Annotated in this window: 16 protein-coding genes and 2 pseudogenes; 4 read left to right on the forward strand and 14 right to left on the reverse strand. The window is 37.0% G+C overall.

Annotated elements, in window-relative coordinates; translation table 11 throughout:
• Nucleotides 1-283 precede the first annotated feature (283 nt).
• Nucleotides 284-425 (forward strand): annotated as a pseudogene (locus AB3H93_RS08915) (putative holin-like toxin).
• A 224-nt stretch (nucleotides 426-649) separates the two neighbouring features.
• Here the strand turns inward: AB3H93_RS08915 and AB3H93_RS08920 are convergent.
• From AB3H93_RS08920 to AB3H93_RS08950, 7 genes are all read right to left on the reverse strand, one after another.
• Complete coding sequence (locus AB3H93_RS08920) at nucleotides 650-1,207, reverse strand: nucleoside triphosphate pyrophosphatase (protein WP_368020456.1); 558 nt, start codon at nucleotides 1,205-1,207, stop codon at nucleotides 650-652.
• Nucleotides 1,208-1,235: 28 nt separating this feature from the next.
• Nucleotides 1,236-3,335, reverse strand: a complete 2,100-nt coding sequence (mutL, locus tag AB3H93_RS08925; RefSeq protein ID WP_368020497.1) for a DNA mismatch repair endonuclease MutL — start codon at nucleotides 3,333-3,335, stop codon at nucleotides 1,236-1,238.
• A gap of 63 nt (nucleotides 3,336-3,398) precedes the next feature.
• Nucleotides 3,399-6,011 (reverse strand): DNA mismatch repair protein MutS, encoded by a 2,613-nt coding sequence (gene mutS, locus AB3H93_RS08930; protein WP_368020457.1) that lies wholly within the window; start codon nucleotides 6,009-6,011, stop codon nucleotides 3,399-3,401.
• A complete protein-coding gene (locus tag AB3H93_RS08935) occupies nucleotides 5,995-6,369 on the reverse strand; it encodes a YlbF family regulator (protein ID WP_010736830.1) in 375 nt (124 codons plus the stop codon). Before AB3H93_RS08935 ends, mutS begins: the two co-directional genes overlap by 17 nt.
• 15 nt (nucleotides 6,370-6,384) lie before the next feature.
• A complete protein-coding gene (locus AB3H93_RS08940; RefSeq protein WP_010720381.1) occupies nucleotides 6,385-7,182 on the reverse strand; it encodes a TIGR00282 family metallophosphoesterase in 798 nt (265 codons plus the stop codon).
• A gap of 167 nt (nucleotides 7,183-7,349) precedes the next feature.
• Entirely contained in the window at nucleotides 7,350-8,123 is a 774-nt protein-coding gene (locus tag AB3H93_RS08945; protein ID WP_010720382.1) for a Cof-type HAD-IIB family hydrolase, read from the reverse strand.
• Between the two features lie 21 nt (nucleotides 8,124-8,144).
• Nucleotides 8,145-8,780 carry a DNA alkylation repair protein gene (locus AB3H93_RS08950; RefSeq protein WP_063626422.1) on the reverse strand — a complete coding sequence of 212 codons (636 nt, stop codon included), beginning with the start codon at nucleotides 8,778-8,780 and terminating at the stop codon, nucleotides 8,145-8,147.
• A 447-nt stretch (nucleotides 8,781-9,227) separates the two neighbouring features.
• Here AB3H93_RS08950 and rpsD point away from each other — a divergent pair, with 447 nt between their 5' ends.
• From rpsD to AB3H93_RS08965, 3 genes and pseudogenes are all read left to right on the forward strand, one after another.
• Nucleotides 9,228-9,839, forward strand: coding sequence for a 30S ribosomal protein S4 (gene rpsD, locus AB3H93_RS08955; protein WP_010720384.1), 612 nt, complete (start codon nucleotides 9,228-9,230; stop codon nucleotides 9,837-9,839).
• Between the two features lie 324 nt (nucleotides 9,840-10,163).
• Entirely contained in the window at nucleotides 10,164-10,712 is a 549-nt protein-coding gene (locus tag AB3H93_RS08960) for a biotin transporter BioY (RefSeq protein WP_368020458.1), read from the forward strand.
• 246 nt (nucleotides 10,713-10,958) lie between these two features.
• A pseudogene (locus AB3H93_RS08965) lies at nucleotides 10,959-11,111 on the forward strand (transposase); the annotation flags it as partial.
• A 706-nt stretch (nucleotides 11,112-11,817) separates the two neighbouring features.
• Here the strand turns inward: AB3H93_RS08965 and AB3H93_RS08970 are convergent.
• The 7 genes from AB3H93_RS08970 to AB3H93_RS09000 all read right to left on the reverse strand — a co-directional run bounded on the left by AB3H93_RS08970 (nucleotide 11,818) and on the right by AB3H93_RS09000 (nucleotide 17,211).
• A complete protein-coding gene (locus AB3H93_RS08970) occupies nucleotides 11,818-12,426 on the reverse strand; it encodes a hypothetical protein (protein WP_141639396.1) in 609 nt (202 codons plus the stop codon).
• Between the two features lie 404 nt (nucleotides 12,427-12,830).
• Complete coding sequence (locus AB3H93_RS08975; protein ID WP_368020459.1) at nucleotides 12,831-13,340, reverse strand: QueT transporter family protein; 510 nt, start codon at nucleotides 13,338-13,340, stop codon at nucleotides 12,831-12,833.
• A gap of 192 nt (nucleotides 13,341-13,532) precedes the next feature.
• On the reverse strand, nucleotides 13,533-14,294 hold the full coding sequence (locus tag AB3H93_RS08980; RefSeq protein WP_368020460.1) for a 3-oxoacyl-ACP reductase: 762 nt from the start codon (nucleotides 14,292-14,294) through the stop codon (nucleotides 13,533-13,535).
• A complete protein-coding gene (locus tag AB3H93_RS08985) occupies nucleotides 14,291-14,512 on the reverse strand; it encodes a DUF2829 domain-containing protein (RefSeq protein WP_010720389.1) in 222 nt (73 codons plus the stop codon). Before AB3H93_RS08985 ends, AB3H93_RS08980 begins: the two co-directional genes overlap by 4 nt.
• Nucleotides 14,502-16,037 (reverse strand): helix-turn-helix domain-containing protein, encoded by a 1,536-nt coding sequence (locus AB3H93_RS08990; protein WP_368020461.1) that lies wholly within the window; start codon nucleotides 16,035-16,037, stop codon nucleotides 14,502-14,504. The genes AB3H93_RS08985 and AB3H93_RS08990 overlap by 11 nt, the downstream gene beginning before the upstream one ends.
• Before the next feature lie 63 nt (nucleotides 16,038-16,100).
• Entirely contained in the window at nucleotides 16,101-16,802 is a 702-nt protein-coding gene (locus AB3H93_RS08995) for an LrgB family protein (RefSeq protein WP_010720391.1), read from the reverse strand.
• Nucleotides 16,795-17,211, reverse strand: a complete 417-nt coding sequence (locus tag AB3H93_RS09000; protein ID WP_010720392.1) for a CidA/LrgA family protein — start codon at nucleotides 17,209-17,211, stop codon at nucleotides 16,795-16,797. The genes AB3H93_RS08995 and AB3H93_RS09000 overlap by 8 nt, the downstream gene beginning before the upstream one ends.
• Between the last annotated feature and the right edge of the window lie 213 nt (nucleotides 17,212-17,424).

Raw genomic sequence — 17,424 nt, forward strand, 5'->3', positions numbered from 1 at the left:
GCGAGTATAGCTATTTCTTTTTGAACTATTAAACTAATTCGCCACCGTCTTTCGCGGTGCTGTCTAGAGGAGTTGTTAGCGCAACTCCTCTTTCGTTTTCATTATACCAATTCCTTCAGGTATTTACAACTTTCGTAAAGATAGAATTCCTCTAAAAAAACCTAAATAAAAATAACGTTTTTATGTTTTATAAAACACGTTTCTCGTCGCGATAATGTGCTACAATAAACTCGACAGTAAAGTGGATCGACGGTGGCAACTTCTCACAAAGGTGGTGGTGCTTATGGGAATAAGTACTAAAATCTATGAAAGGAGTTCGCTTTTTGTCCGCATATGAGATTGTTCAAACCATACTTGGCTTTGGTACGTTCACCATCGCTTTAGTCAGTTTGATCGTCACTATGCTTAAAAACGACAAAGAATAGCCGTCACTTTAGCGGGAGACTGGCTATTCTTATTCTTTGTCGAATATTTAAATTCAACCGCCACCGTCTTTCGCGGTGCTGTCTAGAGGAGTTGTTGATCGCAACTCCTCTTTCGTTTTGATTATACCAATCACTCATACACTTTGCAATTCTAAATATGACTGAAAGTAGCGGACACAAACTTGAACGATCCTATCTCAATTTCTGATTTTCGTCAACTGCAGCTACATAAATTTTTTCAAACCTTGGTAAACTGCACCGATTGGAAACCCAACAATACTGTAATAGTCGCCTTGGATCTCTTTAACAAATGCACCTGCAAAACTTTGAATACCATACGCACCTGCTTTATCCATATAATCACCGGTTGCTAAATAGGCTTCGATATCCTTAGTTGTCAAAGGATAAAAGGTCACCTTAGCTTGTGCTAAGATTTTTTCTTCTTGGTCACCTTTCGTCAGCACCACGGCTGTATATACTTCATGCGTTTTCCCACTAAGTTTTTGAAGGATAGCTTTTGCCTCTTGTTCATCCGCTGGTTTACCGATGATCTCATCATTGAAAACAACTGTCGTGTCACTTGCAATCACCAATACATCATTATCGTATTGATGTTTGACTACTTTTGCCTTTTCAGTTGCCATTCGCTCAACATAATTTTTAGGTTTTTCTTGAACAAAAGGTGTTTCATCGATATCAGCCGGATGAACATCAAATGCACTAACCAGTCGCCCTAATAATTCTTTTCTTCTAGGGGACTGCGAAGCTAACACAATTTCCATCTGTTTCTTCTCCTTTTCATGAGACTCATTAATGTGGATCTTGGATGCGTTTAAACATTCTTTCCATATCTGAATTAGTAAAATGGATCAACACAGGGCGTCCATGAGGACAATTAAAAGGATTTTCACATTGGGCTAAGTCCTTCAATAAAACCCTCGCCTGAGCTTCATTCAAATAATGATTTGCCTTGATTGAACGTTTACAGCTCATCATGATTGCTGTGGCTTCTCTAAATTTCTTCACGCTAACACTACCCGTTGTTAATAACATATCGATCATTTCTCGAATAATCGCTTCTTCCTCTCCAGCTGGATACCAAGTAGGATGTGCTCTGACGATAAAACTATTTTGACCGAATTCTTCTAGATAAATACCTGCTTCTTCAAGCAATTGTTTTTTCTCTTTCAGTTTCAAAGCATCACTATTGGGATAATCTAATACAAACGGCACAAGTAGTTCTTGTAGATCGTTAGAAACTTCGCCAATTTTTTCTCGAAAATATTCATACTTGATTCGTTCTTGCGCTGCATGTTGATCAATAATGTATAAGCCATCCTGACTTTGAGCAAACAAGTACGTTCCATGCATTTGTCCAAAATATTCTAATTGCGGAAAGCGTTGTGTTACCTGCTCATTTTCTAATTTCTGAATTGCTTGATCTAATGAGCGCCCATTTTGACTTAAATCAAACTCTGGATGTAGCGCTAAATCCTCACGATAAACTGTTTCTGAAGAAGTTTCTTCTTCAGCTGTTGTTTCATGCTCGTTGGAAAAGTTTTCAACAGTGGATAACTCATTTTCACTCTTATCCACTGGTTTTTCTACATAGTTATCAACAATATCACCAGAGTTATCCACTGTTTTTCTTTTGCTTTCTGGATAACTAATAGTTTCTTCAGAAAATACAGGAGAGTTTTCAACATTATCCACAGACTTATCAACAGATTCATGCACAAACTCGCTTTTTTCTTCCGCTACAAAAAATGTTCCGGTTGTTTGATCAAAATTCAAGCTTTGCGGTTTCTTAGGTTTCGCTTCTTCAAAAGCGTAAGATAAATCAATTTCGATTTGTTCCGCTTTTGGTTGATCAGCAACCTTTTTCTTGAATCGCAAATTGTCAGCTGCACTGGGAATTAAGTTCTCCTGTACCAATGCTTTTTGAATCGCTTGAGTAATTAGCTCAGTTAATTCCTGTTCCTTCGATAAACGAACTTCTTGCTTTGTTGGATGGACGTTCACATCCACTAACAATGGATCCATTTTGATTTCCAGTACAGCGATTGGAAATCGCCCTACCATTAGTTTTGAACCATAGCCGGCTACAATTGCTTTATTCAAGGAAAAATTTTTGATAAAACGTCCATTAATGATGGTTGAAAGATAATTACGACTAGCACGAGTCACTTCAGGTAAAGAAATATAACCGAAGATTTCAAAATCTAAATCTTTCGCTTCAATCTTCAACATTTTCTTTGCTGTATTCAACCCATAGATTCCGGCAATCGTTTGTTTCAGTTCGCCATTTCCTGAAGTTGCTAACATCTTATTCCCATCATGGACTAATCGAAAAGCAATTGCCGGGTGACTTAAGGCTAAGCGATTCACAATATCACCGATATTCGCCAATTCAGTATGCAACGTTTTGACATATTTTAAGCGTGCTGGTGTATTAAAGAAAAGATTGCTGACTGTGATTTTCGTTCCTTGTCTTAAAGGAGCTGGGCGGTGTTCCATTACCGCACCCCCCTTAAGCTCTAAATAGGTTCCTTGCGTTTCTTCTTGATTGGCTGTTTCTACCGTCATCTCTGAAACAGAAGCAATACTAGGCAATGCTTCTCCTCGAAACCCAAGCGTACGAATTCGGAAAAGGTCGTCACGATTGTGGATTTTACTTGTTGCATGACGTTTAAAGGCGTTCTCAACATCTTCTGTCAAAATACCTTCTCCATTATCAATCACTTGGATCGTTTTTAATCCTGCTTCTTCAACTAAAATATCGATTTGACTACTTCCTGCATCTATGGCATTTTCCACAAGTTCTTTGACTACCGAGGCTGGACGTTCGACAACTTCACCGGCTGCGATTTGATTGGCTAAGCGTTCTGATAATTCTTGGATTTTCGCCATCATTCTACGCCTTCTTCCTATATAGTATTTATAGTGAGCTTACTCTTCTTATTTATCGTTGATTTACAGCTGTTTTTTCAATTCATAGAGTTGATTCAATGCATCCATTGGTGTCATTTCTAACAGATTCATTTGTTTCAATGTAGAAATAACTGCTGTTTCGGCATCGCTTAATTCACTGAACAAGGACAGTTGTTGCGTTTCTTCTTGTTCTATCGATGCAGTATCAGTTACTGGTTGTGCTATTGCTTCAAGCGGCTCACTTGGAACAGCCACGGAATGATGGCTCACTTCTCCTGATTCTAATGTATGCAAAATATCTGCAGCTCTTGCTAATAAATTAGAAGGTAGCCCTGCAATTTTCGCTACATGGATCCCATAGCTTTTATCAGCTGGGCCATCCATCATCTTATGCAAAAATACTACTTCGCCGTCTTTTTCAACAGCTCCTACATGTACATTTTTTAATTGAGGTAATTCTTCCTCTAGAACTGTTAACTCATGGTAATGTGTAGAAAAGAGCGTTTTTGCTTGTACATGTTGATGGATATATTCAATGATCGCTTGAGCTAATGCCATTCCATCATAAGTCGCAGTTCCTCTACCTAATTCATCAAAAAGAATTAAGCTGTTTGGTGTCGCATGCCGCAACGCTTGATTAGCTTCCATCATTTCCACCATGAACGTACTTTGTCCAGCAATCAAGTCATCACTTGCACCAATCCGAGTAAAAATCCGATCAAAAATTGGTAAGATCGCTTTTTGCGCAGGGACGAAGCACCCCATTTGAGCCATTAAAACAGTTAATGCTAACTGACGCATATACGTACTTTTCCCTGACATATTCGGTCCAGTTATCAATAAAATCATTTCGTCTTCAGCCATATCCACACTATTGGGAATATATTCTTGATGTCCTAATACTTTTTCAACGACTGGGTGCCGACCTTCTTGAATCAGTAATTGGTGTCGATCCGAGACCATCTCAGGACGAACATATTGGTATCGCTCACTGATCGTAGCAAAACTTTGCAGAACATCGGCTGTACTGATTGATTTTGCTAAAATTTGTAATGGTTTGATCGCTTTTTTGACTTCTTCTCTCACTGCTAAAAACAGCTGATATTCCAAATCAACAGACTTTTCTTCTGCTTCTAAAATTTGCGTCTCTAACTCTTTTAATTCTGGTGTGATAAAGCGCTCTGCATTGGCCAACGTTTGTTTACGTTCGTATTTTTCCAGTTCAACATTTGCCAGATTCGCTTTAGTGATTTCGATATAATAACCAAATACACGATTAAAGCCAACTTTTAAATTTTTGATCCCAGTCTGCTGACGTTCTCTTGCTTCTAACTCTGCTAGCCACTGCTTCCCATTAATCATCGCAGAACGGTACGTATCTAACTGATCATTAAATCCATCTTTAATGATATTCCCCTCAGTAATTTGTAGGGGCGGGTCTTCTTGAATTGCTTGATCAATCAAATGAACCAGATCATCCATTGGTTGCATTTCCTTCAATAAGTCAGTCCACTGACCTTGATCGATCCCTTCGATCAGTTGACGAATCAGCGGTACTTGTTCTAAAGAAGTCTTTAATTGAATCAAGTCACGCCCATTGACATTTCCAAAAGCCACTCTTCCTGCTAGGCGTTCTAAATCATAAACCTTCGTCAATGCACTTTGTAGATCAAGTCGTTCAAAATAGCTATTCAAAAGAGAAGCTACCATTTCTTGTCGTGCCTTGATTTGATTGAGTTGAATCAGCGGACGGTCAAGCCATTGTTTCAGTAAACGCCCGCCCATAGCTGTTTTCGTTTCATCTAGCAACCATAAAAGCGTGCCGTGTTTTTTTCCTGTACGTATGGACTGGCTTAGTTCGAGGTTAAACTTAGAATAGTAATCCATTTTCAAATAGTGATCCGGTTGATACTCGATCGCTTTTTGGATATGCGCAAGACTTCTTTTTTGTGTCACTGCTAAATAAGTAAGTAATTTTCCGGTCACTTCTTTTTCAAGTGGATCGGATAGCTCACTGGTTAAGAAATTAAACTCTGCATTTTCTTCACTTGTTTCTTGTTTTGAGAAAACTAATCCTAATCGATTCTTTAATTGCTCAGCAAGTTTTTCACTAATTTCATTTCCTAAAACAAGTTCTTTTGTTTGCAAAGCCGTCGTTTCGTTCAGTACAGCTTCTTCATCAAACAAATGAGCAGTTTTTAACTCCCCTGTGCTTAAATCAGCGTAGGCAAATCCAAATTCGTTGCCTTGGCTAACAATTGCTGTCAAAAAATTATTGTCTTTAGCAGATAGTCCCTTACTATCCATGACTGTTCCAGGTGTCACTAATTGAATCACTTCACGTTTAACCATCCCTTTGGTGGTCTTAGGATCTTCTACTTGTTCACAAATAGCCACTTTATAGCCTTTTTCAATTAAAATATCAATATAGCCTTGTGCTGCATGATGGGGTACCCCACACATTGGGATTGGTTCGTCTGCATTACGATTCCTGCTGGTTAATGTTAACTCTAAAATTTGAGACGCATTGATGGCATCTTCATAAAATAATTCATAAAAATCACCTAAACGATAGAACAAAAAAGCATCTTGGTATTGGGCCTTGATGCTTAAATATTGTTCCATCATTGGAGTATTCTTAGTTTTTTGAGGCATTGTCTTCCTCCTCTATCCAATTATTGATTTCATCTTGCAGCATTTTCGTCAAATGATGCAATAAATCATTTGCTTCAAGCAATTGTTTCCGATAAGCTACTACGATCGGATGTTGATCAAATTGTTTCGTCAATTGTTCAACCCGACCATTCGCTTCTTTTTCTGCTATTCTTTTCCCATAATAAGCATAGTTTGCTGCTTCTTTTTGTGCAGATTTGATATCTTCCGTTAACTTTTCTAAATAGGAACTAGTTTGTACTTTTCGCTCTAGTTCGTGGTAGCGGATGATCGTTTCATGTTCACTTAAAAGTTGAGCTAATTTATCCGCTTCTCGTTGAATATTCGGCTCTTTATGCAAAAGATGTCTCACTTTCTATTCTAAAAATGGACGGTCCTCGTTGATCTGGATTAATTGGATGGTTTTCGCTTTACCAGTTGCATCGTCAAATTCCAGTAAACAGCCACTCAAAATACCTCGTCCTCGTTCAACGACTTCAAAACGTTTCGGCAAAGCTGTTAAAAATTTTTCGATAACTGGTTCTCGGCGCATACCTAAAATTCCGTCATAAGGACCTGTCATACCTACATCAGTTAAATAGGCAGTTCCCTGCGGTAGAATCCGAGCATCATTGGTTTGTACATGCGTATGGGTCCCAATGACCGCTGAGACTTTTCCATCTAAGAACCATCCCATGGCTTGTTTCTCACTTGTCGTTTCTCCATGAAAATCAACGAAAATGATTGGCGTTCTTTTTTTTGCTTCGGCGATCAAGCGATCCATCTTGCGGAACGGATCATCTAAGTCGACCATAAAAGAACGTGCTTGCATGTTGATTACAGCTAGTTCTACTTGATTGACTTTCACGAATACCATTCCTTGACCTGGCGTTCCTTCAGGAAAGTTTGCTGGACGAACGATTTTTTTTGCTTGATCGATAAATTCAAAAATATCTCGGTTGTCCCAAGTATGATTGCCCATCGTGACAACATCTACACCGTCTTGTAAAAACTTTTTATAAATTTTTTCAGTTATTCCTCTTCCAGAAGCTGCATTTTCTCCATTTACGATTGTGACCTGTGGTTGATATTTCTTTTTTAAACGAGGAAGATAGGTTGTAATCATATCTCTTCCCATTGAACCTACTACATCACCAATAAATAAAACCCGCACACGTTTTCCTCTTCTCTTTTAACATCATTCTATATTATAGTTGTTTTTTTGTAGAAAGAAAAGGGCAGAAAAATCCTCTGCGTAACCCTCATCTGAAACTACTAAAAAACTAGCTGAAGTCAGTCTCCAACTAGTTCTTTTTACTATCCTAGATTATACTTGTTTATTTAAATCATGGAAAGTTGCTTCAATGCTTTCCAAATTCCATCTTCATCATTTGTATCAGTAACCAACTTCGCTTCTGCTTGTACCTCTGGAACTGCATTTCCCATTGCAACACCAATGCCTGACATACGCAGCATCTCCCGGTCATTTTGGCCATCACCGAAACTAATGATATCTTCTTGCGCAATTCCGACTTGTTCTGCTAGGTGTAAAATCGTGGCTGCTTTTGAACCGTCATGTGGAACAACATCCACACTTTTTTCATGCCAACGAACAAATCGAATCTTATCGTAACTAGAAAAATGATGATCGTAATTCTGATCAAAAAATGCTAAAGCTTGATAGATATCTTGTTCTTCCACAAAGTACTGATCCAGTTCAGGTAAAACAGCACCAAATGAATGCATTGCCTCTTCCATCATTCCCACATGATTGGAAGAATAACGTTTGATATTATCTAGACTCACAAAAGCAGTATCGATATTTTTATCTTGTGCTTCTTTGACAAAATTGTCTAATTGTTCACGGTCAAGCAAATTTTTATAAACTTGTTCATGATCTAAAAATCCAGCAGCGCCATTACATAAGATATAATTTGTAAATGCTAGATCTCGGATAACCTCTTGCGCATGGAAACGACTACGTCCAGTAGCAATCGTTACCAAATGTCCTGCTTTACGTAACTTATCCAAGGCTTCTCTTGTGCTGTCTAATGCTTGTTTATTTGTGTCCAGTAGCGTCCCATCAATATCAAAAGCAAATAATTTACGTTTCATTTTTTTAGTCGACTCACTTTCTTATAAATACTTGCTTGCTTCTCTTCTTGTCAAAGCAGACCATTCTTTTGTCAATTGTTCTTTTACCCAAGAAACATTTGTCTTGCTGTAATCGCGCAATGCCCACCCAATCGCCTTTTGAATAAAAAATTCCTTTGAGAAGCGATCTTCAGTAATCACTCGATCCAGCAACAGCTGATTGGTAGCTTCTTTAAATCCTAACTGTAACGTAATTGCTATTCGCCGAAGCCAAAAATCTTCTTTTTTTTCAAACAAAAGAGAAACCGTCTCTAATTGTTCCATATGAAGTTTACACCATGTAGCATAAACTTTCCGCCAAGCATCAATCGTATCCCACCATGCTTTTTCCGGTACCAATACAGACAATTCGACCAACTCATCCAATGATAAACGTTTGATGTTTTGTTGAATCAAATCAATCGCCAGGTACTGATACTCCCGTTCTTTTTTTTCATAATAATAGAAAACAAGGAAAAAAAGGTCTGGAACATCAAGCACTTTGCTTTCACGCAAAAGTGTTTGTTGCAATTTCCAACGTTCTGGTTTGGGCACACCTGCAAATGAGAACTGATTTCTCATATACATTTCCATTGGATGTGCTTTTTCTTCATTTTTTTGAAAAACTAAAAGTTCCAAGACAGTCCTCCTTGAAAAATCAAGCCCGTATCTTAGGTGACAGCTGAAAAATCACTGTCACTACCTTTTAGTGGCTCTGTAGGTTGAAAATAGGCTGTGCTTACACAAGCATGATCCTTCATTTATTTCTTTTTAAGATTGGTACGTTTATTTTTCATGCTTTTAAAAGATACCCTCTTATTTTATAGAGTGAAACAAGGTTTGTAAAGCGTTTTTAAAGAGAAACGTACTTGACAGTTTCACCTTGTTTCCCTTATACTGGACTTTGTGTAAAATAATGCAGCGGAAAAATAATAATTTCGTCCCTAGTTCATTGCCCCGATTCGGGTTCAATTGCGTAACCGCGGCTGCAAAGGTGAAGATTGAAGAATGGACTACACGATTATGAATTTTTTATCGGATTATTTTACTCCAAAAACTAAATTTATTTTATTGGAGGAAATTTTAATGTCTCGTTATACAGGACCATCATGGAAAATTTCTCGTCGTCTAGGTATTTCATTATCAGGCACAGGAAAAGAATTAGCACGTCGCCCTTACGCTCCAGGTCAACATGGACCAAACAGCCGTGGCAAACAATCAGAATACGGTATGCAATTAACTGAAAAACAAAAACTACGTCACATGTACGGAATGAACGAACGTCAATTCCGTAACTTGTTCGTTAAAGCTAGCAAAATCAAAGAAGGTAAACACGGGGTTAACTTCATGATCTTACTAGAACAACGTTTAGACAATGTTGTTTATCGTCTAGGTCTTGCAACTACTCGTCGTCAAGCTCGCCAATTAGTTAACCATGGTCATGTGATGGTTGATGGCAAACGCGTTGATATCCCTTCATACCACGTTGAAGTTGGTCAAGTGATCTCAGTTCGTGAAAAATCACAAAACATGACAACAATCAAAGAAGCTGTTGAAGCAACTGTTGGTCGTCCAGCATTCGTAAGCTTCGATGCTGAAAAATTGGAAGGTTCATTAACTCGTTTACCAGAACGTGACGAACTATATCCAGAAATCGACGAAGCTCTTGTCGTTGAATACTACAACCAAAGCCTATAATTTTCAAAGCTTTGGCTTACAAGCCCACTATCTATTCGATAGTTGGGCTTTTTTTATGTAGATTTCCCTCTCTCTTTTCTAGCTCTCTTCTTTATTTGAATTGATTCGCCCGTGTAACTCTCCTGGAATCATATGTTGAGACTTACCAAAAAGTTCAAAATGAAACAATGTTTAACTGAACATATAACCTATCCTCAAAGAAAGCTAAACTAACATTTTGAAGGAATGTTTCATTTATTTGAAAAAATATACTTTACAAAAAATAATTATTCTTATACAATTTCGTTAACCATTAAAAATAAATTGGTTTACAAAGGAGAAGCTATGACAAAATCACTCAAAGAACTCATTCTTGCTGCGGAATTTGCGGCGATCATTGCCGTTCTTTCACAATTTACTTTCCCTCTAGGTCTAATCCCCTTGACTGGACAGACTTTTGCCATTGGGTTAACTGCTACTTTCCTTGGTAAAAGAACAGGAACTGTTTCAGTCTTGATCTATCTTTTATTAGGTCTTATCGGATTACCCGTTTTTTCTGGGATGTCTGGAGGGATCGGGGTATTATTTGGCCCTACTGGTGGATATCTAATTGGTTTTATCGTCCAGTCGTGGCTAATTGGATACATCATGGAGAAAATCGGTTTTTCCTATCCTCCGACAATATCCGCAAACTTAGTTGGTTCAGCAGCTGCGTTATGCTGTGGCATGTTATGGTTAATGATCAGTAGTCGTCTTTCTCTTCACACTGCATTTTTAAGTGGATTTCTTCCTTTTATAATCCCTGAAGCAATCAAATCGATTGCTGCCGCTTCGGTAGGTCTGTTTCTAAAAAAACGTTTGTCTCGACTTCAGTTGTTTAGTATGGATAAATAACTAGACAAAACAACTACTACGTTGTATTCCTTTACGAAAAATTTTTTAAAATAAAATCGTCACTGATTCAAACTGATTGTGGCATTACCTAAATTCCTTGAATTGTTGATAAATAAAAAAAGCTTACAATCGTAAGCTTTCAGACTATAGACAAAGTACTTATTTATAGTGCTTTGTCTTTTTTATACGTTAAAACAGAACGATAAATTGGAGCTGTACCTGATGCTTTCAAAACAAAGTAAGTTTAAAGATCTCTATAAAAAAAGAGAAGAAACGATTGAACGAATATTCAGCACCACAAAAGAATCTCATGGGTTACGTTATACCAATCAAATAGGAATTGTAAAAATGCACATGAAAATCGGGCTTACTTTTGCTTGTCTAAATATGAAAAAGCTAAATCAAAAAATATCAAGCGAAAAAAGAGTATTTTTCTAAAGAAAAGAAGACAAACCTTATTTTTACATAAGGATTGTCTTCAATCTGATATAAATTATATTTTGTAAAAATTTCTGATTCTTAATTCTTAATACGTTGCTATACAGTTGATTCGTGAACACCATGTACATTAGGATACTATCAGTAGCATTGAACTAACAGATCACTACTTTAAATTTTGGAAGGATCTATCGCCAGAAAAAAACGCCTCCAACATAAAATTAGAGACGTTTAAGCATTCTTTGTAGTAACTAAATAATTGTTGCCCCTTACCAAGCGGCAACTATATTTCCAAATCAACGTATTTATTTCTATATCATGAAAGAAAGCTCATCAATAGCAGTACACCTATTGTTATTACTAACTCCATAATATTTTCAATCCATACTGGAAAGAATAATCCTTTGTAAGGTGACCGAAAAAGGGATCGATATTTTTGGGGGATAGTGAAACTCAGTACACTAGATAGTGCCCATAGAAACAAAGCGAATGATGCATGGTGTTTCATAGCTAAAAAAAGACTTAGAGCTAAGAGAATAAATTGACAAATTCTTAGAAAACCCAGGGATTTCATCTCCCACCTCCTCATGTACTAAATACAATCTCTATACTCATTTATTATATCAATAAATTTAACAGAGATTGTATTTTAGTTTAAATGATCAATTTACCAACGGTTATCATATTTAGAAGACCATCTTGATTCAGTAAGTGTAATCCGAGCAGTACCGGTATTTCCATGGTTGTCAATTTTATCTCTGCAATCTTTTGAGTAAAGGGTAAGCTTACCCATTGCTATACCTGCTAAAAGAGCTGCAGCTCCAATAACTACTGATCCAGCAGAAGTACTAAATTTAGCTAAAGCCGTAGCAAGGCTACCGGTTCCTGCAGCAGCAACATACATACCATTATAAGCGGTACGAGCAGTTTGTTTGCCCGAAGCTGTATTATAATATACATTCCAGCCACCATTTTGTATACGTTGACCTAACCCAGCAGCGAAGGCTTCTGCTCCCTCATATTTGTTAAGTATATATTGTGCCGTGCTTTCAGGATTGGCCTTCGAAGCTACTTGATATTGAGGTGTAGCTAGTTCCTGTTCTAATGCGACCCATTTCGCATTTTTCACCACTTCTATTGAAGTTGCTTCTGGCACAGCAATTTCATCAGCTGCTACTACTATTGATGCCGTGGGAGAAAATATACCTAAACATAAAAGAATTGCGAAAAATAAAGCATAAATACTTTTAGAGGACCTACCAATTTCTTTTTTCATTTGTTCTTCTCCATTCATTTATTGTATTGCAAACGTTTACAATACAATGATAACCCCTAATGGGAATTCATACATTATATTATCCAAAAAGAATGATGATAAAACTGTGTCATTATAATAACATTTTATAAATGATAAAATATTTTTTTACAACACCAAAAAAGCTACACAATAATATTAATATAAATTAAATTTCTGTAAAAATAACAAACCTCATTTAAATTCTTTGTTTTATAGAAGGAGTGTTTTTCTAAAGAAAAACAGACCACTTTTTCTTTTGTTTTTGAAAATAGACCTATAAAAAAGACAAACCTCATTTTTACATAAGGTTTGTCTATAATCTGAAAGCTTTCAATCGTAAGCTTTTTTATCTTCTATTTTTTAAATCTTAGCTAACTCATCGCTTATTTTTTTAGATCCACTTTTTTACCGATCCAATAAATGATGATTCCCCCAACTATCATGGAAGCCAGCTCGCCCAAAGCAACGGTTCCCCAAGTGAAGAAAAAGGGTAATTGATAGAATAGCTTCAATTGTCCAGCAACTGTAAACATAGAAAATGCAAAGACCAAAGCTGTAATCACCATTTTTATTTTCATGTTTCTTACTCGTTTTGTTATCTCATAGTTAATCAATAAGACGAGTAAGGTGCTGATACTACCAACTACTACATCAATCCATCCCAATGGAGAGGAAAGATTGGCTAAAGCAACACCTAGCGTGATAGCCAAAATATACTTTTTATTATAGAGCGACAAATAATTGAACATTTCGGAAAGACGTATTTGAATGGCACCAAAACTGATAACTGACAACACGAATGTAACTGCCACATATAAGCCTGTTACAAGTGCCATTCGAGCAATTTCTGCTGTGGTAAAACGATTAGTAGAACGAATTTTCTTTTGATCCATATTCTTTCTCCTTTACAAGGTCGGGATACAATCGATCATCCTTGTGGTCAAAAATGCCACAAAAGATCTCGTCTCTCTCAACTCTTGGTAATAACTACGACCAAAGGATGGGAATTGACTTCCAACTGAAGTGCCGTAGTGCGAATAAATTCGCTAATCATAGCTTATCTGAAAACAATAAAAAAGACAAAATCATTTTAATAACCAACCACCGTCGATTGGAATGATCGTCCCTTGGATATAGCTTGCTTGAGGGGTTGCCAAAAACAACGTTAGTTCAGCAACTTCCTCTGGTTGCGCCCACCGTTTAACAGGTGTTTCATTCGCCACCCATTCTGCCATCTCACCATTTCCTGCAAAATCAGCTGCATTTATAGGTGTTTGAATCGCGCCTGGTGCAATTCCTTTGATACAAATACCTTTAGAAGCATAATCTAATGCTAATTGCTTCGTAAAGCCAACAATTGCATGCTTTGCGCTGGTATAGGCAATCCCGCCCCCACCACCGACAAAGCCAGCAATTGATGCCATATTGATGATTGTCCCTGTTTCTTCCTCAAGCATGTCTGGAAGGATCAAGTGCGTTAACTGAAACATACTCTTGACATTAACAGCAAACACTCGATCCCATAAAGCTTCATCTGTTTCCAACAATGGCTGGTACTCATCTAATATTCCTGCTGTATTTAGCAAGATCGCAACTTTTCCAAACGTTTCGTGACACTGTTCAACCGCCTTTTTTAACAAAGAATGATTCGTGATATCACCTAAAAAATAAGCAAAGGTTTCAGAAAATTGCTGGGATAGATCGTCCATTCGGCCTAATTGCTGATCAAAACCAAACACCCGCGAACCTTGTTCTAAAAAGGCTTTAGCTTGTGCCTGTCCGATACCTGAAGCTGCTCCAGTGACAAAAACAACTTTCTCTGTTAGATCACTGTATCTATTTTTCATTCCACAATGATCCAATCTTCAGCTAAAATGTCACAGACTGTAGGCGCAAAACTGGAAAATCCTTCGTCACTTGTTTTGATTAAAAAGTAAGGGGTAACGGGACAACCGTCAAATTCTTCTCCTGAAACAAGAACGACATACAATTCAAAACCACTCCAACCTTTTCGAATCACTTTATTCCCTTTTTTTAATGCTGGTAAAATTTCTTCAAATGTCATTTATTTCGTTCCTTTCTTTGTCTTTTCGGTCTTGGATCAACACAAATTTTTGGTACAATTGGATATAATCGTTTAACTGTAACTCTCCAGTCACGATAAAGTATTCTAAATCAGACCATGGCTTACGATGCACTTTGCTCGTTGAAAGTAATAAATCAACTTCTCGTCCCCGATAATCTGTTGGTAAAAATTTCAAACAATAAACATTTCGAAAAAAACGATGTAAGTCTTCTATTAACAACTGCTCTTCAAACAGAGGGAAATCTGTCATCAAAAGAATCGTGATCTGCGGTAATTTTGGCGTAAATGCACCCATTGTCTTTAAAACCGTTAAATACCGCCCCATCAAAAAAGACGTATTTTGAAATGCTAGCTGATCCACTTTTTGCTCGGTCTCAAAAAACAAATCGAGCCACTGGACAATTTCACTATTTTCGATCATCAAATGATTTATAAAGTCACTGTCGTTCCCATCAATGGTTTCCTTAGCTTCTGGAAAAAGATAGGCAAATAAATGACTACTAAAAAGATAGGTTTCAGCTTCTTTTGTTAAGGGTTCTTCTGACAATCCTTGTTCCACTTGATAGAGAGCTAATGCTTCTTTTGCTTCATAAAGTGCATGGTAGGGTGGTGTTTGTCTCCTTCGATGGAAAGCAAACATTTCTTCTCGGATGTCTTTATCCGTATAGTACTCTTCTCGTGTCATCAAAACTAAAAATAACGCACCTAATTCTTCTTCATTTTGAAAATAGTTAGGAAACACTGGTTGCATCCAATGACAAAATTTTTGAAACATAGGATTATCAGTAATCAGTTGTCGCTTTCGTTCGTTTAACGATACGTAATGCTTCTGAGATTTACGCAAGAAGAAAGCTCCTAACATATACTCTAGTCTTCTTTTTTTGATCTCATTAAGGCGAACATTGAAAAAAGCCATGATTTGTTCAGCAATTTTTTTCACATCTAATTGTGAAATCGTTACAAAAGGCCAAATTTTCCCACGAAACAACTGCCAAAACGTCATGTGAAGGTAAAGCCGGATGATTTCTTCTTCTCCTTGCACCACATAAGTCCCACGTTGTAAATAAATCCCGTAATTTTTTAATTGTTCTCTCCACTCGTTGATCTTTCGACGCGCAGTTGATTCGCTGATATATTGTTTTTGAGCAAATTGATAGATCGTATGAAACTCTTCAAAAAAAATATCGTGCAATAGCTGGTATTTCAGCGTACTTTGCACGAGAAAAATCAAAAAACGCTCATGTTCGATAGAATCAAGCGTATCATAAAAGGAATAGCCAGAACGAGGGGTTTTCATAAACAATGTTTGAGAGCTCTCGTTGAACTGATGGTAATTTTTTGTTAATTCGTTTAAGTACTTAGCGACACTTCTTGCATCTAATTGGACTGTTTGTGCCAGTTCAGCAATCGTGTGCCACTGATGATCCTCGAAACTTTCCAGCAGGAGAATTTTATAATAAAGGTCTTTATCAAATCGTTTTAAATATTCAGATGACAAATACAACTTTTACCACTCCTTTATGCTAGAACGTTTTTTTCATTGTAGCATAAATCCTGGGAAACAACATCAAAACAGGTTAGTAAAAAACTGAAATAATAATGGTAATAAAAAGACGGTCAGCATGCCATTGACGCCAATGGCTAAGCCTGAAATAATCCCTTCGATCTCACCCAATTCGATTGCCTTTGCTGTACCAATCGCATGAGAGGTACTTCCTAACGCAACCCCCTTAGCAATCGGACTGCTGATCTTAAAAAGACGAAAGATATGAGTAGCGATCAACGACCCAAAGATACCAGTAGAAACAACAATTGCAAGCGTGACCGCATTGATTCCTCCCATCGTATGAGAAAGATCAACAGATATCGCTGTTGTCACTGATTTAGGTAGCAGAGAAATGACCATCGCTTTTTTTAATGTAAATAAATAGCCAATACCCACACTGACTAAGCAATTAGCTACGATCCCCGCTAAAATTGCCGCAATGACTGGGAAAAAATTTTCTTTTAACAAATGAAAATTTTTATATAAAGGAATAGCTAATGCAACTGTTGCTGGCGTGATCATCATGGTCAAAAAATTCCCACCCACATTATAATCCTGGTAACTGATTCCAGAAAAATGAAGAAAAAGAATGATCACTAAAATAGACAATACCAACGGATTGATAATTGGCAATTTATACTTGCGTAAAAATTTATCTGATAATACGTAGACACCTAACGTTAAGCTTAATCCAAATAATGGGTTACGAATAAATTCAGTCAATTTGTTGCTCCTTCCTTTTGATTTTCTGCAACTTTTGGCTACTTGTTTGTTTCAATTGAACAGATTGTAACATTTTTTCTACTACTTCTGCCGTTTTGCCTGCTACGACCATCGTTACGATCGAACAGATCACTACCGCACCTAATAAAATAGGCCAAATTGTCGCAATATCACCAAAATAGTCAAGTAAACCTACCCCCGCCGGGACGAATAAAATCGTTAAATTATTTAATAAAAAATCACCTGTTCCTCCTAAATGCTCAGGCTTTACTAGTCGCATCTCAAAAGCTAGGAACAAAAATAAGATACCTAGGATACTTCCAGGAATTGGTAAATGGAACAATACACGAGTTCCTTCACCTAAAACTGAGAAAAAGAGGATAATAAAAAATTCTTGAAAAAATTTCATCTATGAAACACTCCTTATTGTTAGCTTTCATTTTACTAACAATATTTTTCTGAAATTTTCAAATTGTGCTGTTTCTAAAGTACAATATTTGAAAAATATAATCGTTTTTTTTTGGTATATTTATAATTAAGGTTGGTGTTTTGTGGGAAAGTTCCATACGTTGTTTTGGAAGTTGGTCAGATTTCTTTTATACATAGAAATCATTTTTTTATC

Origin of the sequence: Enterococcus sp. C74 (assembly GCF_040887125.1) — a bacterium.
Taxonomy (GTDB): domain Bacteria; phylum Bacillota; class Bacilli; order Lactobacillales; family Enterococcaceae; genus Enterococcus_B; species Enterococcus_B hirae.

Bases quoted from the DNA above. Each gene is read 5' to 3' on its own strand.
- AB3H93_RS08920 (WP_368020456.1), bottom strand. From the start codon at position 1,207: ATGGAAATTGTGTTAGCTTCGCAGTCCCCTAGAAGAAAAGAATTATTA.
- mutL (WP_368020497.1), bottom strand. From the start codon at position 3,335: ATGGCGAAAATCCAAGAATTATCAGAACGCTTAGCCAATCAAATCGCA.
- mutS (WP_368020457.1), bottom strand. From the start codon at position 6,011: ATGCCTCAAAAAACTAAGAATACTCCAATGATGGAACAATATTTAAGC.
- AB3H93_RS08945 (WP_010720382.1), bottom strand. From the start codon at position 8,123: ATGAAACGTAAATTATTTGCTTTTGATATTGATGGGACGCTACTGGAC.
- rpsD (WP_010720384.1), top strand. From the start codon at position 9,228: ATGTCTCGTTATACAGGACCATCATGGAAAATTTCTCGTCGTCTAGGT.
- AB3H93_RS08960 (WP_368020458.1), top strand. From the start codon at position 10,164: ATGACAAAATCACTCAAAGAACTCATTCTTGCTGCGGAATTTGCGGCG.
- AB3H93_RS08970 (WP_141639396.1), bottom strand. From the start codon at position 12,426: ATGAAAAAAGAAATTGGTAGGTCCTCTAAAAGTATTTATGCTTTATTT.
- AB3H93_RS08975 (WP_368020459.1), bottom strand. From the start codon at position 13,340: ATGGATCAAAAGAAAATTCGTTCTACTAATCGTTTTACCACAGCAGAA.
- AB3H93_RS08980 (WP_368020460.1), bottom strand. From the start codon at position 14,294: ATGAAAAATAGATACAGTGATCTAACAGAGAAAGTTGTTTTTGTCACT.
- AB3H93_RS08985 (WP_010720389.1), bottom strand. From the start codon at position 14,512: ATGACATTTGAAGAAATTTTACCAGCATTAAAAAAAGGGAATAAAGTG.
- AB3H93_RS09000 (WP_010720392.1), bottom strand. From the start codon at position 17,211: ATGAAATTTTTTCAAGAATTTTTTATTATCCTCTTTTTCTCAGTTTTA.